17 protein-coding genes are annotated in these 18,789 nt (G+C 54.1%); 6 read left to right on the forward strand and 11 right to left on the reverse strand.

Annotation, left to right across the window (positions count from 1 at the left end; all coding sequences use genetic code 11):
- Positions 1-3 precede the first annotated feature (3 nt).
- The 3 genes from G516_RS0111950 to G516_RS0111960 all read right to left on the reverse strand — a co-directional run bounded on the left by G516_RS0111950 (position 4) and on the right by G516_RS0111960 (position 2,695).
- Entirely contained in the window at positions 4-519 is a 516-nt protein-coding gene (locus tag G516_RS0111950; protein ID WP_028293862.1) for a tripartite tricarboxylate transporter TctB family protein, read from the reverse strand.
- Positions 520-617: 98 nt separating this feature from the next.
- The gene (locus G516_RS0111955; protein ID WP_028293863.1) at positions 618-1,616 is read right to left on the reverse strand and encodes a Bug family tripartite tricarboxylate transporter substrate binding protein; all 999 of its coding nucleotides are present in this window, start codon (positions 1,614-1,616) and stop codon (positions 618-620) included.
- 26 nt (positions 1,617-1,642) lie between these two features.
- Positions 1,643-2,695, reverse strand: coding sequence for a Gfo/Idh/MocA family oxidoreductase (locus tag G516_RS0111960; protein ID WP_028293864.1), 1,053 nt, complete (start codon positions 2,693-2,695; stop codon positions 1,643-1,645).
- A gap of 128 nt (positions 2,696-2,823) precedes the next feature.
- Between G516_RS0111960 and G516_RS0111965 the strand changes: the two genes are divergently transcribed.
- The 3 genes from G516_RS0111965 to G516_RS0111975 all read left to right on the forward strand — a co-directional run bounded on the left by G516_RS0111965 (position 2,824) and on the right by G516_RS0111975 (position 5,516).
- A complete protein-coding gene (locus tag G516_RS0111965; RefSeq protein WP_211225107.1) occupies positions 2,824-3,735 on the forward strand; it encodes a LysR substrate-binding domain-containing protein in 912 nt (303 codons plus the stop codon).
- A gap of 162 nt (positions 3,736-3,897) precedes the next feature.
- The gene (locus G516_RS22220; protein WP_051219358.1) at positions 3,898-4,674 is read left to right on the forward strand and encodes a VOC family protein; all 777 of its coding nucleotides are present in this window, start codon (positions 3,898-3,900) and stop codon (positions 4,672-4,674) included.
- Positions 4,671-5,516, forward strand: a complete 846-nt coding sequence (locus G516_RS0111975) for a sugar phosphate isomerase/epimerase family protein (protein WP_169449533.1) — start codon at positions 4,671-4,673, stop codon at positions 5,514-5,516. The genes G516_RS22220 and G516_RS0111975 overlap by 4 nt, the downstream gene beginning before the upstream one ends.
- A 102-nt stretch (positions 5,517-5,618) precedes the next feature.
- Here G516_RS0111975 and G516_RS0111980 read toward each other — a convergent pair whose 3' ends face one another.
- From G516_RS0111980 to G516_RS0111990, 3 genes are all read right to left on the reverse strand, one after another.
- Complete coding sequence (locus G516_RS0111980; protein ID WP_028293867.1) at positions 5,619-6,890, reverse strand: TRAP transporter large permease; 1,272 nt, start codon at positions 6,888-6,890, stop codon at positions 5,619-5,621.
- Positions 6,891-6,896: 6 nt separating this feature from the next.
- Positions 6,897-7,364: a TRAP transporter small permease gene (locus tag G516_RS0111985; RefSeq protein ID WP_028293868.1), complete on the reverse strand. Its 468-nt coding sequence runs from the start codon at positions 7,362-7,364 to the stop codon at positions 6,897-6,899.
- Positions 7,365-7,435: 71 nt separating this feature from the next.
- Complete coding sequence (locus G516_RS0111990) at positions 7,436-8,446, reverse strand: DctP family TRAP transporter solute-binding subunit (RefSeq protein ID WP_028293869.1); 1,011 nt, start codon at positions 8,444-8,446, stop codon at positions 7,436-7,438.
- 623 nt (positions 8,447-9,069) lie between these two features.
- On the opposite strand from G516_RS0111990, the gene G516_RS0112000 reads away from it, so the two are divergent.
- On the forward strand, positions 9,070-9,921 hold the full coding sequence (locus tag G516_RS0112000; RefSeq protein ID WP_028293871.1) for a shikimate dehydrogenase family protein: 852 nt from the start codon (positions 9,070-9,072) through the stop codon (positions 9,919-9,921).
- Between the two features lie 177 nt (positions 9,922-10,098).
- Positions 10,099-11,466, forward strand: coding sequence for a YdgA family protein (locus tag G516_RS0112005; RefSeq protein ID WP_028293872.1), 1,368 nt, complete (start codon positions 10,099-10,101; stop codon positions 11,464-11,466).
- Between the two features lie 424 nt (positions 11,467-11,890).
- Here the strand turns inward: G516_RS0112005 and G516_RS0112010 are convergent, their stop codons facing one another.
- Positions 11,891-13,744: a bifunctional sugar phosphate isomerase/epimerase/4-hydroxyphenylpyruvate dioxygenase family protein gene (locus tag G516_RS0112010; protein ID WP_028293873.1), complete on the reverse strand. Its 1,854-nt coding sequence runs from the start codon at positions 13,742-13,744 to the stop codon at positions 11,891-11,893.
- A 445-nt stretch (positions 13,745-14,189) separates the two neighbouring features.
- Here G516_RS0112010 and pcaQ point away from each other — a divergent pair, with 445 nt between their 5' ends.
- Positions 14,190-15,152: a pca operon transcription factor PcaQ gene (pcaQ, locus tag G516_RS22225; RefSeq protein WP_051219360.1), complete on the forward strand. Its 963-nt coding sequence runs from the start codon at positions 14,190-14,192 to the stop codon at positions 15,150-15,152.
- A 213-nt stretch (positions 15,153-15,365) separates the two neighbouring features.
- Here the strand turns inward: pcaQ and G516_RS22230 are convergent, their stop codons facing one another.
- The 4 genes from G516_RS22230 to G516_RS22235 all read right to left on the reverse strand — a co-directional run bounded on the left by G516_RS22230 (position 15,366) and on the right by G516_RS22235 (position 18,683).
- On the reverse strand, positions 15,366-16,031 hold the full coding sequence (locus G516_RS22230; protein WP_036536200.1) for a GntR family transcriptional regulator: 666 nt from the start codon (positions 16,029-16,031) through the stop codon (positions 15,366-15,368).
- 238 nt (positions 16,032-16,269) lie between these two features.
- Positions 16,270-16,710 carry a cyanase gene (cynS, locus tag G516_RS0112025; protein ID WP_028293874.1) on the reverse strand — a complete coding sequence of 147 codons (441 nt, stop codon included), beginning with the start codon at positions 16,708-16,710 and terminating at the stop codon, positions 16,270-16,272.
- Positions 16,711-17,037: 327 nt separating this feature from the next.
- Positions 17,038-17,463, reverse strand: coding sequence for a type II 3-dehydroquinate dehydratase (aroQ, locus tag G516_RS0112030; protein ID WP_028293875.1), 426 nt, complete (start codon positions 17,461-17,463; stop codon positions 17,038-17,040).
- Positions 17,464-17,690: 227 nt separating this feature from the next.
- Entirely contained in the window at positions 17,691-18,683 is a 993-nt protein-coding gene (locus G516_RS22235; protein ID WP_051219362.1) for an AEC family transporter, read from the reverse strand.
- Positions 18,684-18,789: the final 106 nt, after the last annotated feature.

An 18,789-nucleotide genomic window follows, 5' to 3' on the forward strand; every position in this document is an offset into this window, starting at 1 on the left:
TACTCACTCAAACCAGGCTTCAATGACGGCCATGATCTCGCGCTCGGGAATGATCCCTTCCGGCAACACCACAACAAACACAATTCGGAAAATCAGGTACACAAATACCAGCGATACCGCGGCAATCAGCAGCGACTTGCCAATGCCCTTACGGTGCAAAAGCTGAATGGTACCGACCAGGAAGACAAAGGCGGTGATGATAAAACCAACGTCTTCCAGCAATACGGCAAAGAGGAAAATAATGCCGATCATCAGTGCCACGGAAAGCGGCAGGATGTGCTCAAAGAAGGCCTTGATCTGGCCCGCTTCGGCAGGACGCTTGAAATCATCAATCAGGGCAATCACGCAGCTGATTACCATCAGGCCAGAGGCCGCCAACGGCAAGGCTCCGGGGGAGCTCAGGGCGTCGAATCCGGCAATTTCATACGATTGCCAGAACAGGAACAGACTGAGGCCCAGAAACAGGAAACCGAACAGGGTTTCGCCGGGCTTCTTCGGGATGGCTGTATGGTCAGACACGCCTTACCCTCACTACAAATACATGAACAGACATGCACGGAGCCTTGAGCAACTCAAGGCTCGTGCGTTAACAACATCTAACGAATGATCAGCGGGGATTATTCAGGACGTTTGATACCAAACTTCTCTGGCGAGTGCTTGGCGAAGCCGGCGTCATATACCAGCCAGGAGGAAACAGAACGGTAGCTTTCGAGGAAGTCGACCGCTTCCTTGCCGGAAGTACCCATCACGGTGAAACCACGCTTTTTCATCAGGGCTTTGAAGTCTTCAGACTCAGCACCGGTGTGGAACGCTTCAGACAGCTTGGCAACGGCTGCTTCCGGAGTCCCTTTCTTCACGAATACACCGAAGAATGGGCCCCATGGCAGGTAGCTCTTCATGCCTGGCAGGGTATCCGTGATTGGCGTAACACCTGGCAGCAGATCGTTGGCAGCAACGTCAACCAGACCGATCACCTTCATACGACCGGCACGGATGTGCTCAATGGCTGCACCCAGTACCGCTGGCATGATATCAACCGCACCACCTTGCAGAGCGGTCAGAGCCGGGCCGTCACCGTCGTAAGGAATCATGGTGAAGTCCAGTTTTACCTGGGACTGCAGCATGGCCATGACGATGGAAGTCATACCACCTTTACCGGTAGAACCGGATTTTACCTTGCCCGGGTTGGCTTTGGCGTATTCGATCAGCTCGGCCATGTTGTTGTAAGGCGCATCGTTGTTGGCAACGAAGATCGGCGTACCACGAGCCAGAATGCTGATTGGAATCATGTCGCTGTAGTCGATAGGAGACAGACCCAGCACCTTGTACATCTGTGGGTTTTCCGCACCCATCAGCAGGGTGTAGCCATCGGCCTTACGGGAGTAAACGTATTTGGTCGCAATTGCGCCAACGCCACCGGTCTTGTTGGTCAGAACGATGTCTTCACCCAACACCTTTTCAGCAAGCGGGCTTACCGAGCGCATAACGGTATCGGTAGAGCCACCGGCACCCCATTGGATAACACCCTGAATGTCTTTGCTTGGGTAGTCCGCAGCCATTGCAGTGGTTGAGGCCAGGGACAGGACTGCCAGCGTGCTGGCCAGGAACTTTTTCATATCGTGCTCCGATTGTTATTGTCGTTTTAAAGAGTACCAGTTATTTCCGGCTTTTCGTGAATTGCAGGTAATACCTGCTGGGTTTTTCCGCTGATTGCGGATCGGAAAATCGCCTGGACGATCTCCAGATTTGTAATAAATTCGGCCACATCATTTACCAGAGGACAGTGGTTTTCACCATCCGTACGGGACACTTGCTGACAAAAATAGCGCAACTCACTGTCGGCAGTGCTCATTGGCAGGTTCATCGACAGCGCCACGCTGGTGCGAGTGGCTGGCTGGTTCGGCAATTGGGTCGTGACGCTGATCTGGTTGATGGCCACGCTCTCGGAGGCCAGGGCATCGGTTTCATGGCTGGTCAGCGTCAGGCTGGCATCGTTGCCGGCAGCAAAGGCCAGGCGCAGCTGGCCGCTGGCGGCTGAGGACTGCGCATGGATATTCAGCGGCTGCATGTGCTCGGTGCGGATTTCAGCAATTGGACCGGCCAGTTGTCTGACCACGGCCACCATGTGCAGCAGTGGCTGAACATCGGCGCTGTGAAGACCAAGGTTGATGCGGCTGAATAAAGACTGTGGTGTTGGAAACGCAAGGTTTCCTTCAATGCTGGCATGCCCGCACAGGCCGCGCTTCAAACGTTCGACCAACGGATTGAACGGAGCGCTTTGGCTGATGCAGCAGAGGCTACCGGGCAGCGAGGCTTGAGAGTGCAGGGAACGAGTCACTGTGGCGGCATAGCCGAGTTCACGGGCCATATCGAGTGAGGCGATGGCATCACTGTCGATCAGCACCGGAATCCCTGCCAGCATCGCCATGGTGGCAGCTTGTGTCACCTCGGCCGCGGTAATAGCGGGCGACGGACAGAGCCACAATGCCTGGCACGATGGCTTGTCATCGTCAGAACAAATCAGCGCGGCAACATCGGCGAACCAGTGGCACTGGTGCTCACCAGCCAGTTCGGCGTGCTGAGCGGTCGGATCGACAATCGCGGCAAGGTGACACTGGTCACTGCGGCGGATGCGCTCTATCTGTGTATGTATGCGCTGATCGTCAGCAAATACGGCAATGGCTACGCTTTTCATACCTGAGTGTGCTTGTATTTATTTCGTTCAGGATTCGAGTCGGTTGATACTAGCCAATAATTAATTGATGATAATTAAGCGTATATTTGAATTATTTTTAACTAATCATGAAGAATCGATGGGAACTCATGGACCTCACGGTGTTCTGCTGTGTGGTCCGTACAGGCAGCTTTTCCAAGGCAGCAGCGGAACTTGGCTACTCGGCGGCGTATATCAGCAAGCGCATTGCCGATCTTGAAACCAAGCTGGGCACACGTTTGTTCAACCGCACCACGCGTTCCATCCAGATTACCCGTGAAGGTGGGGTGGCTCATCGCTGGGCCCAGCAAATTCTGGAATCGGCGGATGCGCTGGAAAAAGAAGTGGCCAGCAGTCAGGAACAGCCGACAGGATCACTCCGGATTGCCACCAGTTTGCGCCTGGGGCGTTATCACGTCGGCCCGATTCTTTCCAATCTGGTGAAGGAATACCCGGGTCTGGATGTCTGGCTGGAGCTGGTTGACCGGCGCTTGGACCTGCTGGAGGAAGGCATTGATATTGATATCCGTAACGGCAGCGTTGGCGAGCCTCACGTCGTTTCTCAGCTGGTTCAGAAGTCGAGTCGGGTGCTGGCCGCGGCTCCGGACTATCTGGAGCGTAAGGGCGAGCCCCAAACCATCTGGGATTTGGCCCAGCACGACTGCCTGCTTTATAAGCACGGCGACATTGGCAATGGCTCGTGGCGCATGATGGGCCCCAACGGCATGGAAACCGTGCGGGTGGATGGCCGTCAGTTGCGTTCTCATCACAGCGACATTGCCAAGAACTGGGCGGTAGCCGGCCACGGTATTATCTTGTTGGCGGAATGGGACGTGGTGGACCTTATCCGTGAAGGCAAACTGATTCGGGTGTTACCGCAATACAGTCAGCCCGCTGATATTTGGGCGGTCACGCCCATGCGTTCATCCAACTCGGCCCGCATGAAGGTGTGTGTTGATTATTTAATCAGTCATTTGCAATCCGGCCCATATGCGGTCGAACGTCTCGATGATATTCAGTAATCGACATATAAATTTGTCATATAGTTATATATTGAAGCGTGAAATTGGTTGGATATTCGCGTGAGGCGCGTTAAAAGGCCTGCAATATTTGAAGCAGGTTGGGCCACCGCCTGCAATGGATTACACTCAACCCAGTCGTCGCCATTATGGAGAACCGGATCTGTGATTAACGATCAGCAGTCAACTCAGGTACAGGCCCTCGGGCTTGAATTTATCGAACTGTCTGCGCCGGACATTCAGGCTCTGGAAGCCGATCTCACCCGCCTTGGCTTTGCTGCCATTGCTCGTCACCGTCACAAGCCTGTGGTGCTGTACCGCCAGGGCGACATCAATCTTATTGTTAACGAATCGCCGTCAGGCACACCCAATCAACTGGCTCGCCAATACGGCGTGACGGTATGTGCGCTGGGTATTCTGGTCGACAATGCGCAGCAAGCGTTTCAGACCCTGCAAACCAAAGGCGCCTGGCCGTCGGAAACTTCCGCCGGGGTCATGGAGCTGAACATTCCTGCGATTGAAGGCATTGGTGGTTCACAGATCTTTCTGATTGACCGGGTGCCGAACCGTCCAACCATTTACGACGTTGATTTCCAGCCGCTGCCGCAACACGCGCTGCCTGCCAACTACCTGGGAGCCGTAACCGGTCTGACCCTGAAAGTGGTGGAAGGGCGTCAGCAAGAATGGGAAGACTTCTTCCAGCAGTTGTTTGGTTTTAATAAGCAGTCGGACGGTAGCCTGCTGTGTGCAGCTCAGGGCTGGAAAATTGATATCTCTGCCGACACGCTGGCCGCCGATGACAACATTGGCGCCGAGCACGTGTGTGCTATCCGCTTCAGCGGCGAAGGCCTGCCTGAGTCTGTGCAGCAAGACGACAGTGGCAAGGTGATGCTGCAAAGCCAGCAAAGCGCACTGGAATGGTATTGGGAGCAATCACAGTGACAGGATCGGTAGTATTGGGCCTCGGCGGCTTGCCGGGGGAGTTTGTCGAGCGTTTGCAGGCGATCCAGCAAGCCGGATTTCAGGGCGTTGAGCTGGATGCTCACGACCTGGCCAAAAGCAGCACCAGCATTCGTGACGGTGTCCGTGCGGTAGAAGAAAGCGGCTTGAAGGTATCGGCCTTTAAAGAGCTACGAGACTTTACAGGCCACGTGGGTCATGTATTCGGCTACCGCATGGAGTTGGCCAAAACCAATCTCGACCTGATGGCACGACTGGGCTGCAAGCTGCTGATTGTGAATCCGTCGGCGTTCAACAAAACCAGCCATATTTCTGATTTGGTGGACCAGCTGCGCGCGGTTGCGACGCTGGCGATGAAGCGGGGCATTCGCATTGGCTATCGGCCGTTACCCTGGTCAGACCATGCTTACGATCTGGCGTCGGCCTGGAAGCTGATTGAACAGGCCGCTAATGCCAACCTTGGCCTTGTGGTCGACAGTTTTCAGGACCTGACCGAGCTGGACATCAGCAAGGTGTTTCAGCAGGTGCCTGCAGAAAAAGTCTTCCTGATGCGGGTGTCCGATTTCAAAATGAGCTCATTGCACATTCTGGAAGACAAGATTGAAGTCGACGGTCACCAGCGCTTTTTACCGGGCGCTGGTAACCTGACGGCGGATCTGGCTGGCCTGATCAAGCAAAGCCAGCTGGCTGGCTACGAAGGCGATATCGTGCTCAGCGTCAACGACGAATCCTACCGTCGCAAGGGTTTACCTGTGACCATGGAGTTAACCTCCGAAGCCCGCGACTGGGTCTTGCAGCAGCTGAATACGGCTTCTGACGACTGATCGTTAGGCTTCGTTATTCCCGAAACATAAAAAAACCGCCGTTCGTGAGAAGGGCGGTTTTTTTGTGCCGGTGGAAAACACCGGCAGCAGGGCTAACGAGTATCAGTACCCGAACAGACGTGGCAGGAAGGTCACGGTTTCCGGAATAAAGGTAATGATCGTCAGTACCAGCAGCTCGACCAGGAACATCGGCATGATGCGACGGGAAATCGCGCCCATACCCACGTTCGCCACCGAGTTGGATACGAACAGGCAAATACCCATTGGCGGAGTGATCAGACCAATCATCAGGTTGAAGATCACCACAATACCGAAGTGCGTTGGGTCGATGCCCAGGCTCATGGCAATTGGATGCAGGATCGGCAACAGAATCAGCATGGCAGCGATACCTTCCAGGAACAGACCCACCACCAACAGGATCAGGTTCACCATCAACAGGAACGCCCATGGCGAATCAATCGACGCCAGTACGTGCTGGCTGATGGTTTGCGGAACCTGAGAGAAGGTCAGCAACCAGTTAGCCGCAGCCACCACGGCAATGATCAGCAAGATCACGGAAGAGTCGCGCATGGCGCGGCTGAAAATACCCGGCAGCATGGAAATTTTCAGGCTCTTCAGCACGAACATACCGGCAACCAGTGCATAACCTGCAGCCAGAGCCGCAGCTTCCGTCGGCGTTACAATACCGGTCAGGATCGAACCGACAATGAAGACTGGCATCAACAGTGGAACCCAGGCGTCAGTAAAGGCTTTAACGCGCTCCTTGAAGCTCAGCTTTGGCTTTTGCTCGGCGTAGTCAGCAGCCACCATACGAACATAGACAGACAGCGCGATGGCCAGCAGCACACCCGGAGCCACACCGGCCAGGAACAGGCCGGGCACAGATACACCAGTGGTGATCAGGGCATAGATGATCACCGGAATACTCGGTGGAATCATCGGGCCAATCACGGAGGACGCGGCCGTCAGAGCAGCTGCGAAATCACGTGGGTAGCCTTCTTTTTCCATGGTCGGAATAAAGACACGACCCAGCGCGGACGTATCCGCAACCGCAGAGCCGGACAGACCAGCAAAAATGACCGATGCCCAGATGTTTACCTGAGCCAGACCGGCTTTCATGTGGCCAACCAGAGCGTTGGCGAATTTGATGATGCGGTCGGTGATACCGGATTCGTTCATCAGCTCACCGGCCAGAACGAACAGCGGAATGGCCAGAATCGCAAAAGAGTCGATGCCGGAGAAAACCCGTTGGGCAACCAGCGAAATCTTGAACGGCGTTTCCCAGCCGACGTAACCAACAACAGCCAGAAAGATACCGAACGCAATCGGGGCACCGATAATCAGCAGGCCAATCAGAATAGCAAAGGCGATCATGGTGAATTACTCCCCTTTTTCCGGATGGGTGAAGTGGCGAACGAGCTTGATCACAGCCGCCAGTGACAGGGTGACACCACCCACCACCATGGCTGCCTGGAAGTAGTACATTGGCAGTCCGGTGCCAGTAGCCACCAGAGCACCACGCTTCATCATGAAGATGTAGCCCGAGTAGCTCAGGATGATCCCGACGGCCAACGCAATGGCGTCGTGCAGCAGATAGATCCAGCGGTGATGGATCTTCGGGGTCAGGCTTTCCAGAAACGTAAAGCGAATGTGGCTGTTGTGCAGGTAGCACAGCGTCATACCGAACATAGCGCCATAGATCATGGCGTACTTGGCAACTTCTTCACTCCACTGGATGGGCATGTTGAGCAGGTAGCGAGACAAGCTGGCTACCAACACCACGCCGAACACAGCGAACAGCGACAGGCCTGTCATAAAGGACAGGAATCGGGTGTAGATGGAAAACATGGGTGAGTACCGGGCAGTTAAAAAAATGCACCGCCGGTGCGGTGCATTTTATGGGTGGTCAAAAAGGGGTCTTACTTGCTGGCTGCTTCGTCAACGGCAGACTGAACGCGCTCGATCCAGCTTGGGTCAACTTGCTTGGACAGCCATTCAACAACCGCTGGCTGGGCAACTTCCTGGAACTTGGCCAGTTGTTCAGCAGTTGGAGTGGTGATGGTCATGCCTTTGGCAGCCAGAGCAGTCAGGCCTTCAGCAGAGTTGATCTGCTGGATAGCACGACCTGTCAGAGCAGCAACCTTGGCGGCACGGGCAATGATTGCCTGATCCTGAGCTGGCAGACCGCTGTAGATGTCGTCGTTGATCAGGAAGAAGTCGGCACCGTATACGTGGCCGTCCAGAGTCAGATACTTCTGCATCTCGTAGAACTTGTTGGCGTAGATAACAGAAACCGGGTTTTCCTGGCCGTCAACAACACCGGTGGTCAGTGCTGCTGGTACTTCTGGCCATGCGATTGGCGTTGGCTCACCGCCCATGGACTTGACCATCTCAACGTACAGTGGGTTGGTCATTACACGGATTTTCAGGCCTTCCAGATCTTTTGGCTCAGCAACAACACGCTTGGAGTTGGTGAAGTTACGGAAACCGGTTTCGCCGTAAGCCAGAGTGCGCAGGCCGGTTTTGGCCAGACACTGATCGCCCAGCGCTTTACCGAAGTCGCCGTCAAGTACGGACCAGGCAACCGGAGCGGATGGGAACAGGTAAGGAATTTCCAGAACACCCGCTTCAGGACACAGACGAGCGTAAGCGCCGGAAACCATGGTCATGGTCAGAGTACCGTCCTGAGCAGACTGAATGGCGTCGGTTTCGCCGCCCAGCTGGCCGGATGGGTAAACGTTTACTTTCAGACGACCAGCGGATTCTGCTTCAACCAGTTCTTTGAAGACCTTGGCAGCAGCGCCTTTTTTGGAAGTCTGCCAGTCAACAGGGTCAACGTGAGCCAGAGTCAGGGTAGTGGCTGCGTAAGCAGGAATAGAAGCAGCGGCGGCAATTACACCAGCCAGCAAGGCTTTGGTCATGGATTTCATAGTCACTTCTCCGATCGGGGTCTCTCAGGACGCCCTGGTTATTTTTATTCAACTGCAATCGGCGGTTTGCGCATTGCGTGTGCTTGCGAATCAGTTCGCAGCTTTCACCCGTTTTGGCGGTCTGATCGATTCGGAGTCAGGGATCGCCAAAAAATATAGGGTATTTTTGAAAGCGATGGACACTCTGCGATAGGCTCCCGGAATTGAAAAGTGAGAAATTGGGGAATTTTCATATCGTTTTAACTATATGAAGTCGACCTCAAGCGGGATTCCCTTGCAGCGCCCGCCATAGGCCGTTTCGGGCCAGGATTTGGATCGCGCTCAGGCAAGCTGCATTGCAACGGATGACTGCCCGGATAGTGCTATCGCTGCACACTTTGCCGCGCTGCAGAAGGGAATGGATATGTTTTGTATGCCAGTGGTTGACGGAATAGATCTCTGTTTTGGAATGGATCGTCGTTGCAAAATTCATCCAGAGATTCAAGTGGCTGGTGTATGGTCTGTCCGTTTCTGGCACAAGAGGGCACATTCCCATACTGAATGTTGCTATATTTTACGTCTTGCGCCGTGTGCAGTCCCCGCGGTAGGGGTACTGTGATAACCGGTATTCGGAGAATAATCAGATGGTCAAACTAGGCCTCATCGGCATTTCAATTTCCCAGTCACGCGCTCCATCCCTTCATATGACGCTCGGCGAGATGTTCGACATCCCGGTTAACTATGAACTGTGCGAGCCGGAAACCAATTCTCCGGAAGCCTTTGCTGCCATGCTGCAACGCCTGCGCGATGAAGGCTTTGCCGGTACCAACGTTACTTTCCCGTTCAAAACGCTGGCGGTTGAATACACCAACGAAGTGAATGAGTCCGTTCGCAAAATGGGCGCCACCAACACCCTGCGTCTGAAAGACGGTGTGCAGGCGTTCAATACCGACTACACCGGTTTTGTTCGCGGTTACCAGAGCCGTTTTGGTAATGCCGCCGCTGGCAAGGTGCTGATGATTGGTGCCGGTGGTGTGGGTCGTGCCGTGGCGTTTGGCCTGTTCGACCTGGGCGCCACCGAAGTGCTGATTTGTGACCTCAACCCGGCCAGCGCCGAAGCCTTGGTAACCGCACTGAAAGTTGAGGGCTACAACGCCCGCGTTGTGGCGTTTGCCGACATGGAAGAAGCCTCCCGTGATGTCGATGGTCTGGTGAACTGTACACCGGTGGGTCATTACAAGACCCCGGGCAGCCCTTTGAAAGCCGACTGCATTGGTGGCCAGAACTGGGCCTTTGATGCGGTTTACACCCCGATGGACACCGAGTTCCTGGTGGAATGTCACAAGAAGAACGTGCAAATTGTCTCGGGCTACGACCTGTTCTTCTATCAGGGTGTGGATGCGTTCGAGATCTTCACGGGCCACAAGGTTGAAGACGACCGTGCGGCACTGGAGTTCTTCTCCAACAAGTACAACATCACCTCTTCGCTGTTCTGATCAGCTTGTACTGCTGATTCATAGCGCACCAGAAAAACCGACCTCGTACAGGTCGGTTTTTTTGTACCTGTAAGTCAACTTTTATTGATGAAAGTCGTTCTCGTTAACAGACAGACTGGCCAAATTATGCCAAGCTAACGCGCGTTACTCTAATATTCCGATCATAAGGACGTGCAAATGAAATCAGCAGTCGTAGGTGGTGTAGTGGTGGTCCTGGCAGGCGCCGCTGCATGGGGTCAGATGGCCATCAAGGATGCGGTTACTGCTGGCATTGATCAGCAACTGGACCCTGCCTATCTGGCTCAATACGCTGGCATGTCAGTCGATGTTGAGGTGCTCAAGCGCGAAGACGGCCTGTTCGCCTCCGCCGGTACCGCGCTGGTGACCATGAAAGAAAATGGCTTATCCCTCTCTATGGAGATGGATTATGACGTTTCACACAGCCTATTGGCCGCTGTCTCCGGCGTTCCCTATCAAGTTGCGATTAGGGATATCAAGGTTGATGTTGAAGACGAAGGAGCCAGCATCAATAACACAGTTTTGGATATTGAGGTTGAAGGCGACGAAATCAACATCAATGACGAACTCTGGGATGGCAAATCGATTCAGGTGGTTGGTGTCATGACCGATGCCGAAAGCGGCAATTCCGTGGTAACCCTGCCTGCCATCAATAAGGTGTTCAACGCCGGTACCGATGGCTGGGGGAATCCTCAGCAGTTTGAACTGCAGGTGCCAACCTTCGATATCAATCTGGATATGAAAGACGCCAACAAGGACAGTATGAATTACACCGTCGCGACGTCGGTGACTGACGTCGTGGTCAAAACTGCGGACGGCGAGATGACCTTCAACACGCTTGATTACCAGCAGTCAACGGAACGCAGCAAAGAGAAGATCAACTCTGAAGGCACCTTCACGATTGCCAGAGTGACGACTGAATCGGCCAACCCGATGCAGAACATGGAGATGAAGGGCATTTCCATCAAGGCTCAGATGGATCTGAGTGAACAGTTGAACTACGAATCAGAATTTCACATTGGCGAAGTCAGCAGCCCGATGGGCGCAGCCAATGACTTTTTCCTGGATAGCCGAATCGCAGGTATTGATGGTGAGCAGATTCGTGAGCTGATTGCCATGCTGGAGCAGAGCAACGGTCTTGATCCTCAGGCCAAAACAGAGTCCATGATGTTGTATTTGCAGGAACGTGCCGATGCCTTGCTGGCTCCAGGTCCTGTTCTGCAGGTGAAGTCCGGTGTGAAGGTTAACGGCGAAAACTTCTACGACGTGGATGGTGAAGCCAACCTCAAGACCGACCAGCTGCCAGCGGACTACTTTGCCCAAATGCTGAATCCGAATGGCATGGCTGATCGTCAGCTGCTGGTTCACTCACTGGCCGCTAAACTGGACGCAAAATTGAGCCCAACGGTGGCCATGATGGCGTCCCAGTTGCACCCGCTGATTGCTGAAAAAGCCTTTAACGGCGAAGACCTGAAGTTTGTGATGAAAGACGGTGTGGTGAGCCTGAACGACGAGCCGTTGTTTTAATTCAACGGTCTATTGAGTGACTCCGAAAAACGACTCGAATGGTTAAAAAAAACCGCCTCAGGTGAGGCGGTCAAGGGACCCTCTGAATAACTCGGTGCCCGCTCTGGATGGCCGGGCGACGCTGAATCACGAAGCTGATTTGCAGGCCTGACGGGTCAAGTCAAAAATCAGCGACACAGAGTCAGCAAGGCCCTGCCATCCCCGTAGGGCGCGGCCTGCAGCCTGCCATAACGGCGTTGGCGAATTTGGAAAGGACTCGTCATTCCGCTGCATTCGCCGCCTTGTTCTGACAACCTGCAGAACTCGCGCAGAGCTGTGCAGAGTTATTCAGAGTGTCCCTAGTGTCGATAATCGACAGAAACAGGAAGTGTGAATGGCGTGTGGTTGTTTCTTTGGAGGCAACCACGCGCCATTTTTGTTTGGGTCAGGCTTCAGCGCGTGCCTGGGCCGCCAGTCGGATAAAGGCGTTGGCCTCGCCGTAGCGGTCGTAGTTACCTGATCGCTGCAGTACCTCAATAAAGGTGCCGTTCTGCTCGCGGCTGTAGAAGTGGAAGAATTCACCATCGTCATTGCGATCGTACAGAATCTGGTTGTCTTGTAGGCGTTCGATCAAGTCCGCAGGTAGCTGGAAGCGGGCATCCAGATCGCGGTAGTAATTGGCCGGGATGTCCAGTCGCAGTGATGCCGGAATCGCTGCGGCAGCGGCAAAAATGTCATCACAGGCAAAGGCCAGCTGCTGTACGCCGGAGCCTTTGGTCTTGTCGAGGAAGCGCTGTGCTGACGCGGCACGGGCCGTGGTCATATTCAGAGGAATACGAATGTTGCGGTCCGGGCTAACAGCTGTGCGGCTGACCACCAGGCCGTGCAGGTCTGGCAAGTCCTGGCTTGGCTCAACCGCAAAGTCGAAAAGGCTCTTGTAGAAGAAACCGGCGGACAGAAAGTCGACACTGGCAACGGTTTGGCCAATGTGATCGATACGGGTCAGTCCCGGCTGGCTGGCCGGAGCGTCTTCGCTCTGCTGAATAGGCTCGAAGTCCAGTTCAAAGAAGCGTACCGGTTTGCGCTCTACAAAATACACCAGACTGTCGCCGACCCCTTTGATGGCAGGAATGTTCAGCTCACCGGGACCGGTCTGGTTGCTGAAACGCTCGCAACCGTAGTCGTCTGCCCGTTGCATCACTTTTTTCATCGCAGGTGTGCTGAAGGCAAGAGCGCATACAGAAACGCCGTGGTCTTCAAAGTGCTTGTGTGCCTGGCTTTGAGGTTCACGGTTCAACACCAGATTGATGTTGCCCTGTTGCATCAGGGTCACTTGCTTGGACTTGTGCTGATGGGTTTCGCGGAAGCCCAGCTGCTTGAAGAAGTCGACCAGTTGTTCACCAGTGTCGTCGGTTATGGCGAATTCCACAAACTCAACGTCGTCGATCAGTGGCTCTGGTTGTGCTGCTGCTTCTGGCTCGGCTGGCAGGTCGCTTTGCTTGTCGAGCCAAATCAGCGAACGAATGCCGTCAGTGGCTTTTTCAAACGGCGAAGAGGCGCGGAAATCGTCGTTGAAGATTTCGTGGGACACATAGTCATCAAACCCTTTGGCCTTCAGGCTGCGCATGAATTCCACCACCGGAAATTCGCCCTGACCCGGGAAGCAACGGTAGTGGCGGCTGTATTGCAGGATTTCCATTTTCATCAATGGGGCGTCAGCTACCTGTACCAGAGCGATTTTGTCTGGAGTGATTTCGCGGTCGAGGGTATCCAACGTGCAGCCACGGGAAAACATATGGAAAGTATCCAGACCGATGCCCAGATTCGGGTGGTCGACCTTTTTCACAATTTCCCAGGCGTCGTCGTAGTCGGCAATGTACTTGCCCCAGGCTAGCGCTTCGTAGGCCAGACTGACACCTGCGTCCTTGGCGATTTCGGCAAAGTCGTACAGCTGCGCCGCAACCAGCTCGTTGTCATCAATGGCGAAATCCGGCACCACACTGCACACCAGCAAGCGCTGGGTGTTCAGCTCGTGCATGATTTCGAACTTCTTTTGCATGCGGTAAAGGGATTGCTGGTGCATGGCATCCGGCACACCACCGCCATCGCGGAATGGCTGGAATGCCAGAATGTGCAAGCCCAGGTCTTCACACATTTTACGAACGTCGGCAGGGCTGCCGGGAAACTGGGTGAAGTCGTTTTCAAAGATCTCGATGGCGTCAAAACCGGCCTTGGCAGCAGCCTGTAGCTTTTGCTCCAGAGTGCCTGAGATGGAAACGGTGGCCAGAGATGTTTTCATTTTTGTTCCTCGTTAACGCCCGCAAAAGGTGTATCTGCACGGTCTGTTGGACCGCATACGCTAAGCTGGATTGCATCAACACGACAATGAAAAATGCGTTTTTAACTATTCCATAGCGATATGACGATGCCGTCGTTGTTTCCGCTGGCCACTGCCTTGCATCACCAGAGAGCAGGGTAGTGGACGGTGGCGATGAGCGCACCGTGAACGGCAAGGTGAGTCGGCTTTGTCTGTTGCCATGGGCTGCAAGCCCGTACTGAGTACGGATTGCATCGGTACGGCCCGCTATACGTTCAAGTATGAACCAAGGATGCCAGAGTCGTGCTGGATGGCCCGATACATTCCATTTTTTGACCGTTTTTATATTGCTTTTGTGGGGATAATTGTATAAAACGCCCTTTCAAACAAAAAATATCCTATATTTTAATAATTAGAGGGTAGCGCAATGATGGAAAACAGGATCAAGTACCGCCACTTGCAGTGCTTTCTGGAAGTTGCTCGTCAGGGCAGCGTCGGTCGAGCCGCGGACGTACTGGCTCTGACCCAACCGGCTGTTTCAAAGAAGCTGAAAGAGCTGGAAGACATGCTTGGCGTACGCCTGTTAGAGCGCAGTAAAAAAGGCGTTGAGCTGACCCAGTACGGCGAAGTGTTTATCAAACACGCCGGTACCAGCGTGGCGGCTCTGCGTGAAGGTGCCAGCAGCGTGGCGCAGGCCAAGCAAAAAGGCCGTGCCCGTTTGTCGATTGGTGTGCTGCCAACCGTGGCGGCCTGCCTGATGCCGAAAGTGGTGGAGAAATTCCGCAACGCCGACCTCGACGTTACCCTCAATATTGTGTCTGCCCAGAACACCCTGCTGTTAAGCCAGCTGCGTGTCGGCGAGCTTGATCTGGTGATTGGCCGTTTGGGCGAGCCGGAACAGGTGACGGGTTTGACCTTCGAACATCTGTACTCCGAGCGCGTCAGTTTTGTGGTGTGCCCGGATCATCCGCTGCTGAAGCAGGACTTTGAGCCCGCTGATATCACCCGTTTCCCGGTGCTGTATCCGCCGCAAGGCTCGATCATTTTCAATGCCGTTGAAAGTTATCTGGTGGCGTTGGGGATTGGCTCGGTGCCGGATCGTATTGAAACCATCTCTGATCCGTTTGGTAAGGAATACACCCGTCGCTCGGATGCTGTGTGGATCGTTTCCCGTGGTGTGGTGATGCGTGAGCTGGACAGTGGTGAGCTGATTGAACTGCCGCTGAAAGGTCAGGAAACCCTTGGCCCTGTGGGTTTGACGGTTCGCTCGGATCGTGTGCCTTCCATGCAGTTGCGTATGTTGATGGAAGCCGCACGGGAAAGTGCTCAGGAAATTGTGTCTGGTGTGGATTCCCAGGCAGTGGTATTCCCGGAGCGCATTGCCAGCTGACCATCAGCGGGAGCGCTGGCTGCTCCCTCAAGAATTCTTCGATTTTGTAAGTCCACGCTCGGACTGTCTTTGGCGCAGGTGCTTGCACCTGCGCTCCTTTCCTGTCTTCTGCCTAACGAGTCTGAGCTCGAACCCCAGCTCGTTTCTATCTAGCTTAGCATCGAGCTAAGCCCATACCGAACCAGCTAAAAGCAGAGAAAGTGCTTGTTTGAATCAGACGGGAACCTGTGCGCCTTTGCTGATGTGATCGTCGAGGAAATTCACAGCGGCTTCCTGATCGTCGTTCAGCAAGCTGTCGAGCAATTTCTGATGTTCATCGACCACGGCCTGGCCTCGGAATGGACGCTTCTTCAGGGCTAACACCTGATAGCGCATGAAGAGTTCCAGTACGCTGGAATGGTATCGAATCAGCTGGTTGGAACCGCAGTTGGAGACAATCGCCATGTGGAATTCGCGGTCGGCTTTTTCCCAGTCGGCGGCATTGGTGGCTTCACTGGCCATCATGCCTTTTTGGGCAACGGTCAAGCGGTAGTGCGCACTGATCAGGCGGGATTTCCATTCAATCAGGTTTTTGGTGTTGTTCATGGACTTGCGCAAACCCAGCAGTTCGAGGGTTGAGCGCAATTCGATCAGCTCTTCAAAGTCTGCCAGTGACACTGGCCGAACCCGAAAGCCTTTTTGATCTTCGAACAGGACAAATCCTTCAGACACCAGTCGCATCAGGGTTTCACGCAAGGTGTTCACGCTGACGCCATACCGCTTCTGTAAGGCATTTAATTTGAGCTTCTCATCGGGGGCCAGGTTACCGTTCACAATGTCAAAGCGAATGGTTTCGTAGGCGGTTTGACCGACCAGTTTTTTCTCTTCAGTTGTGTTCATAAAGTGGGGCATCAAGCGCCCTGTTGTTATTGGAAATGGTCTGCGTGTCGGTGGCGCAACGACAAATGAGGAATTGCAGTCGCTCGAATGCTATCACTTTCATGGGATTTCAGGCTATTCCAAAACGACTGTTGGCTATGTCAACAACGTAATGGATAGGCGCTTTGCATCGCCTGAAGGCCTGAGTGACCGCTCCTGGGGCGGGTGGGAGCGGTATCTGAAAACGGTATTTTTCCGCTTACCAGGCTTTGTAAGGCAGGAATTTTCCGTTCATGGTGAGGACAACACGGTCGCCTTTGGGGTTTTCTTCCTTCTCGACGTCCATGGTGAAATCAATGGCGCTCATGATGCCATCGCCGAATTTTTCCTGAATCACTTCTTTCAGGGTGTCGCCATACACGCCGACGATTTCGTACAGGCGATAGACCAGTGGGTCCTGCGGTACAGCACCATCCCAGGTTTTGGTCGGGAAGGTTTTCAAGGCCGTCTCAACGTCTTCCGATAACTCCAGATACTTGCACAAATTAGCTGCGGGCTCCTCTGGCATGCTGTTTTTCCCCAGGCAAGCCGAGGTTACCCACACGGTGCCCATACCGATTTCGGAGGCAATGGTTTCCCAGCTAACGCCCTTGGCGATTTTGGCGGCGATGATGGTTTCGGTCATTTCCAGCTTGTTCATCTGAGTCTCCAGTCGATGGCGCCTGCACTGACGGTGCAAGTCTTGTTGTCCTGCGGATAACCCGCACTGCAAATGAGTTTGCCAAAAAATGCCGAGCCGCCAATGTCCCTTGGGCTGGCGGAGGTTACCTTGCGGACAATGGCTGGGCTTCGTCGCCTTGGTCTGTCCGACTGAAAGCACAACAGTAGATGCGATAAGGGCAGAATAGGGAAAGAGAAGTAAGGAATAAGAGGTAGGGAAAAAATAGGTAAAGAGAAAGAGGTCAGAAGTCAGAAGTCAGAAGTCAGGCAGGAATGGGTCAGGCAAGCTTGGCCTGACCCACAACCATCAAGCGAAATATTCCAGCGCAGCGCGGTAGCCCAACGTGCCCATGCCAGCAATCACGGCATCTGCACGCAGGGATACATAGGAGTGGTGGCGGAAGGATTCACGCTTGTGCACGTTGGAAATATGCACTTCCACAACAGGCGACTCAAAGGTGTTCAGTGCATCCAGAATGGCCACAGACGTGTGCGTGTAGGCCGCCGGGTTAATGATGATGCCCTGGGCGTGGTCACGGGCTTCGTGAATCTTGTCGATGATTTCGCCTTCGTGGTTGCTCTGGAAGAAAACAATTTCCAAACCAAAGGTCGCAGCACGCTCGCGAACTTTTTGCTCAACGTCTGCCAGTGTCTCGTGGCCGTAGATTTCCGGTTGGCGTTTGCCCAGCAAATTCAGGTTTGGGCCGTTCAGAACGTAGATGGTCTTGCTCATGTATCGATTACCTGTGATCAAAATATTGCTTGGGGGCTCTCCGAATCACTCTGCACCGGCGATGAATGCAGTGTCATGGCGAGTCCTTTCCAAGTTTCCTGCGGGTAGTTTACCGGAATGTAAGGCGACGACGCAGTCCGATTACGCCGCGCTGTATTCGCTGGCGGCATATTGCTTCGTTTGCGTCTTCGCCTGGATCTTTGCTTGTGTCTTTGCCTGGGTGCAGGCTACTGGGGAAACAGGGTCGGCAACATACCGCCGCCAAATTCCACAAAGTGAGTGGCACCAAATAACCAGAAGGCCAACGAGATGGTAAAGAAGGAGGAGATGGTGGCAATCAACAGGGTGGCGGCAGCGGTGCCATCGTATTGATGCTGGGCGGCCAGAATCGGGTAGATGCTCATCATCGGCGAACAGGCCATGGCAACGGCGGCGACCTGAAGAATCGGATCAAACGGCGGTAGCAGCATGATCATAACCATCACCAGCAAGGGGTGAATCATCAGTTTGCCGACGGTGGGAATGATGATTTCCCACCAGGAATCCCCCAGTCCGCGCAATGACAAGCCCGCCAGCTTGCCGCCAATGGTAATCAACGCCAGCGCGCCTGACGCTCCGGCGGCCATTTCCACCGCTTTGTACATGGGTGCTGGAATATGAATTTGCAGTACGGATACGGACAGGCCAGCAGCGATGGCAATACTGAGAGGGCTTTTGCAAATCAGCCACATGGTTTTGCCAACGGATTCCAGAATCGGCCGGTTTCGTTGCTGGCTCCACTCCAGCAAAATCAGCCCTAGCGGTAACACCAGGGCGTTTTCGATGATCATGCACAGCGCCAGAGCAACGGCGGCGGTCGGGCCGACCAGCGCCAGAACCAGCGGAAAACCGATGAAGCCGCTGTTGCTGCAGCTGGCAGCCATGGCATTCAGAACACTGGTTTGCAGCGGCTGTTTGCGAACGTTATGGGCAATGACCAGTACCAGCAGGAACAGCATCAGCGACGCCAGCCCGTAAACCGCCAGGTACACAGGGTTCATCACTTCGCTGAAATTACGGGTGCTGAGGGAGTAAAACACCAGTGCGGGCAGGGCAACCGACGTGACCAAACGGCCAAGAGTAGGCATCTCGTGAGCCTTGATCACTTCCTTGCGCACAATGATAAATCCCAGCCCGATCAGCATGAAAATCGGAGTGGTGACGGACAAAATCGCCAGCATGGCAGTACCTGTTAAATGGGTTTCGGGGCGTAAAACGTTAAGGTGGACTGCGGCTCAGGCGGAGCCGCAGAGTTGTTGTGTGTGTCCTGGATGGTTTGCGTGGCGT

Source organism: Oceanobacter kriegii DSM 6294 (genome assembly GCF_000422845.1).
Taxonomy (GTDB): Bacteria; Pseudomonadota; Gammaproteobacteria; order Pseudomonadales; family Oceanobacteraceae; genus Oceanobacter; species Oceanobacter kriegii.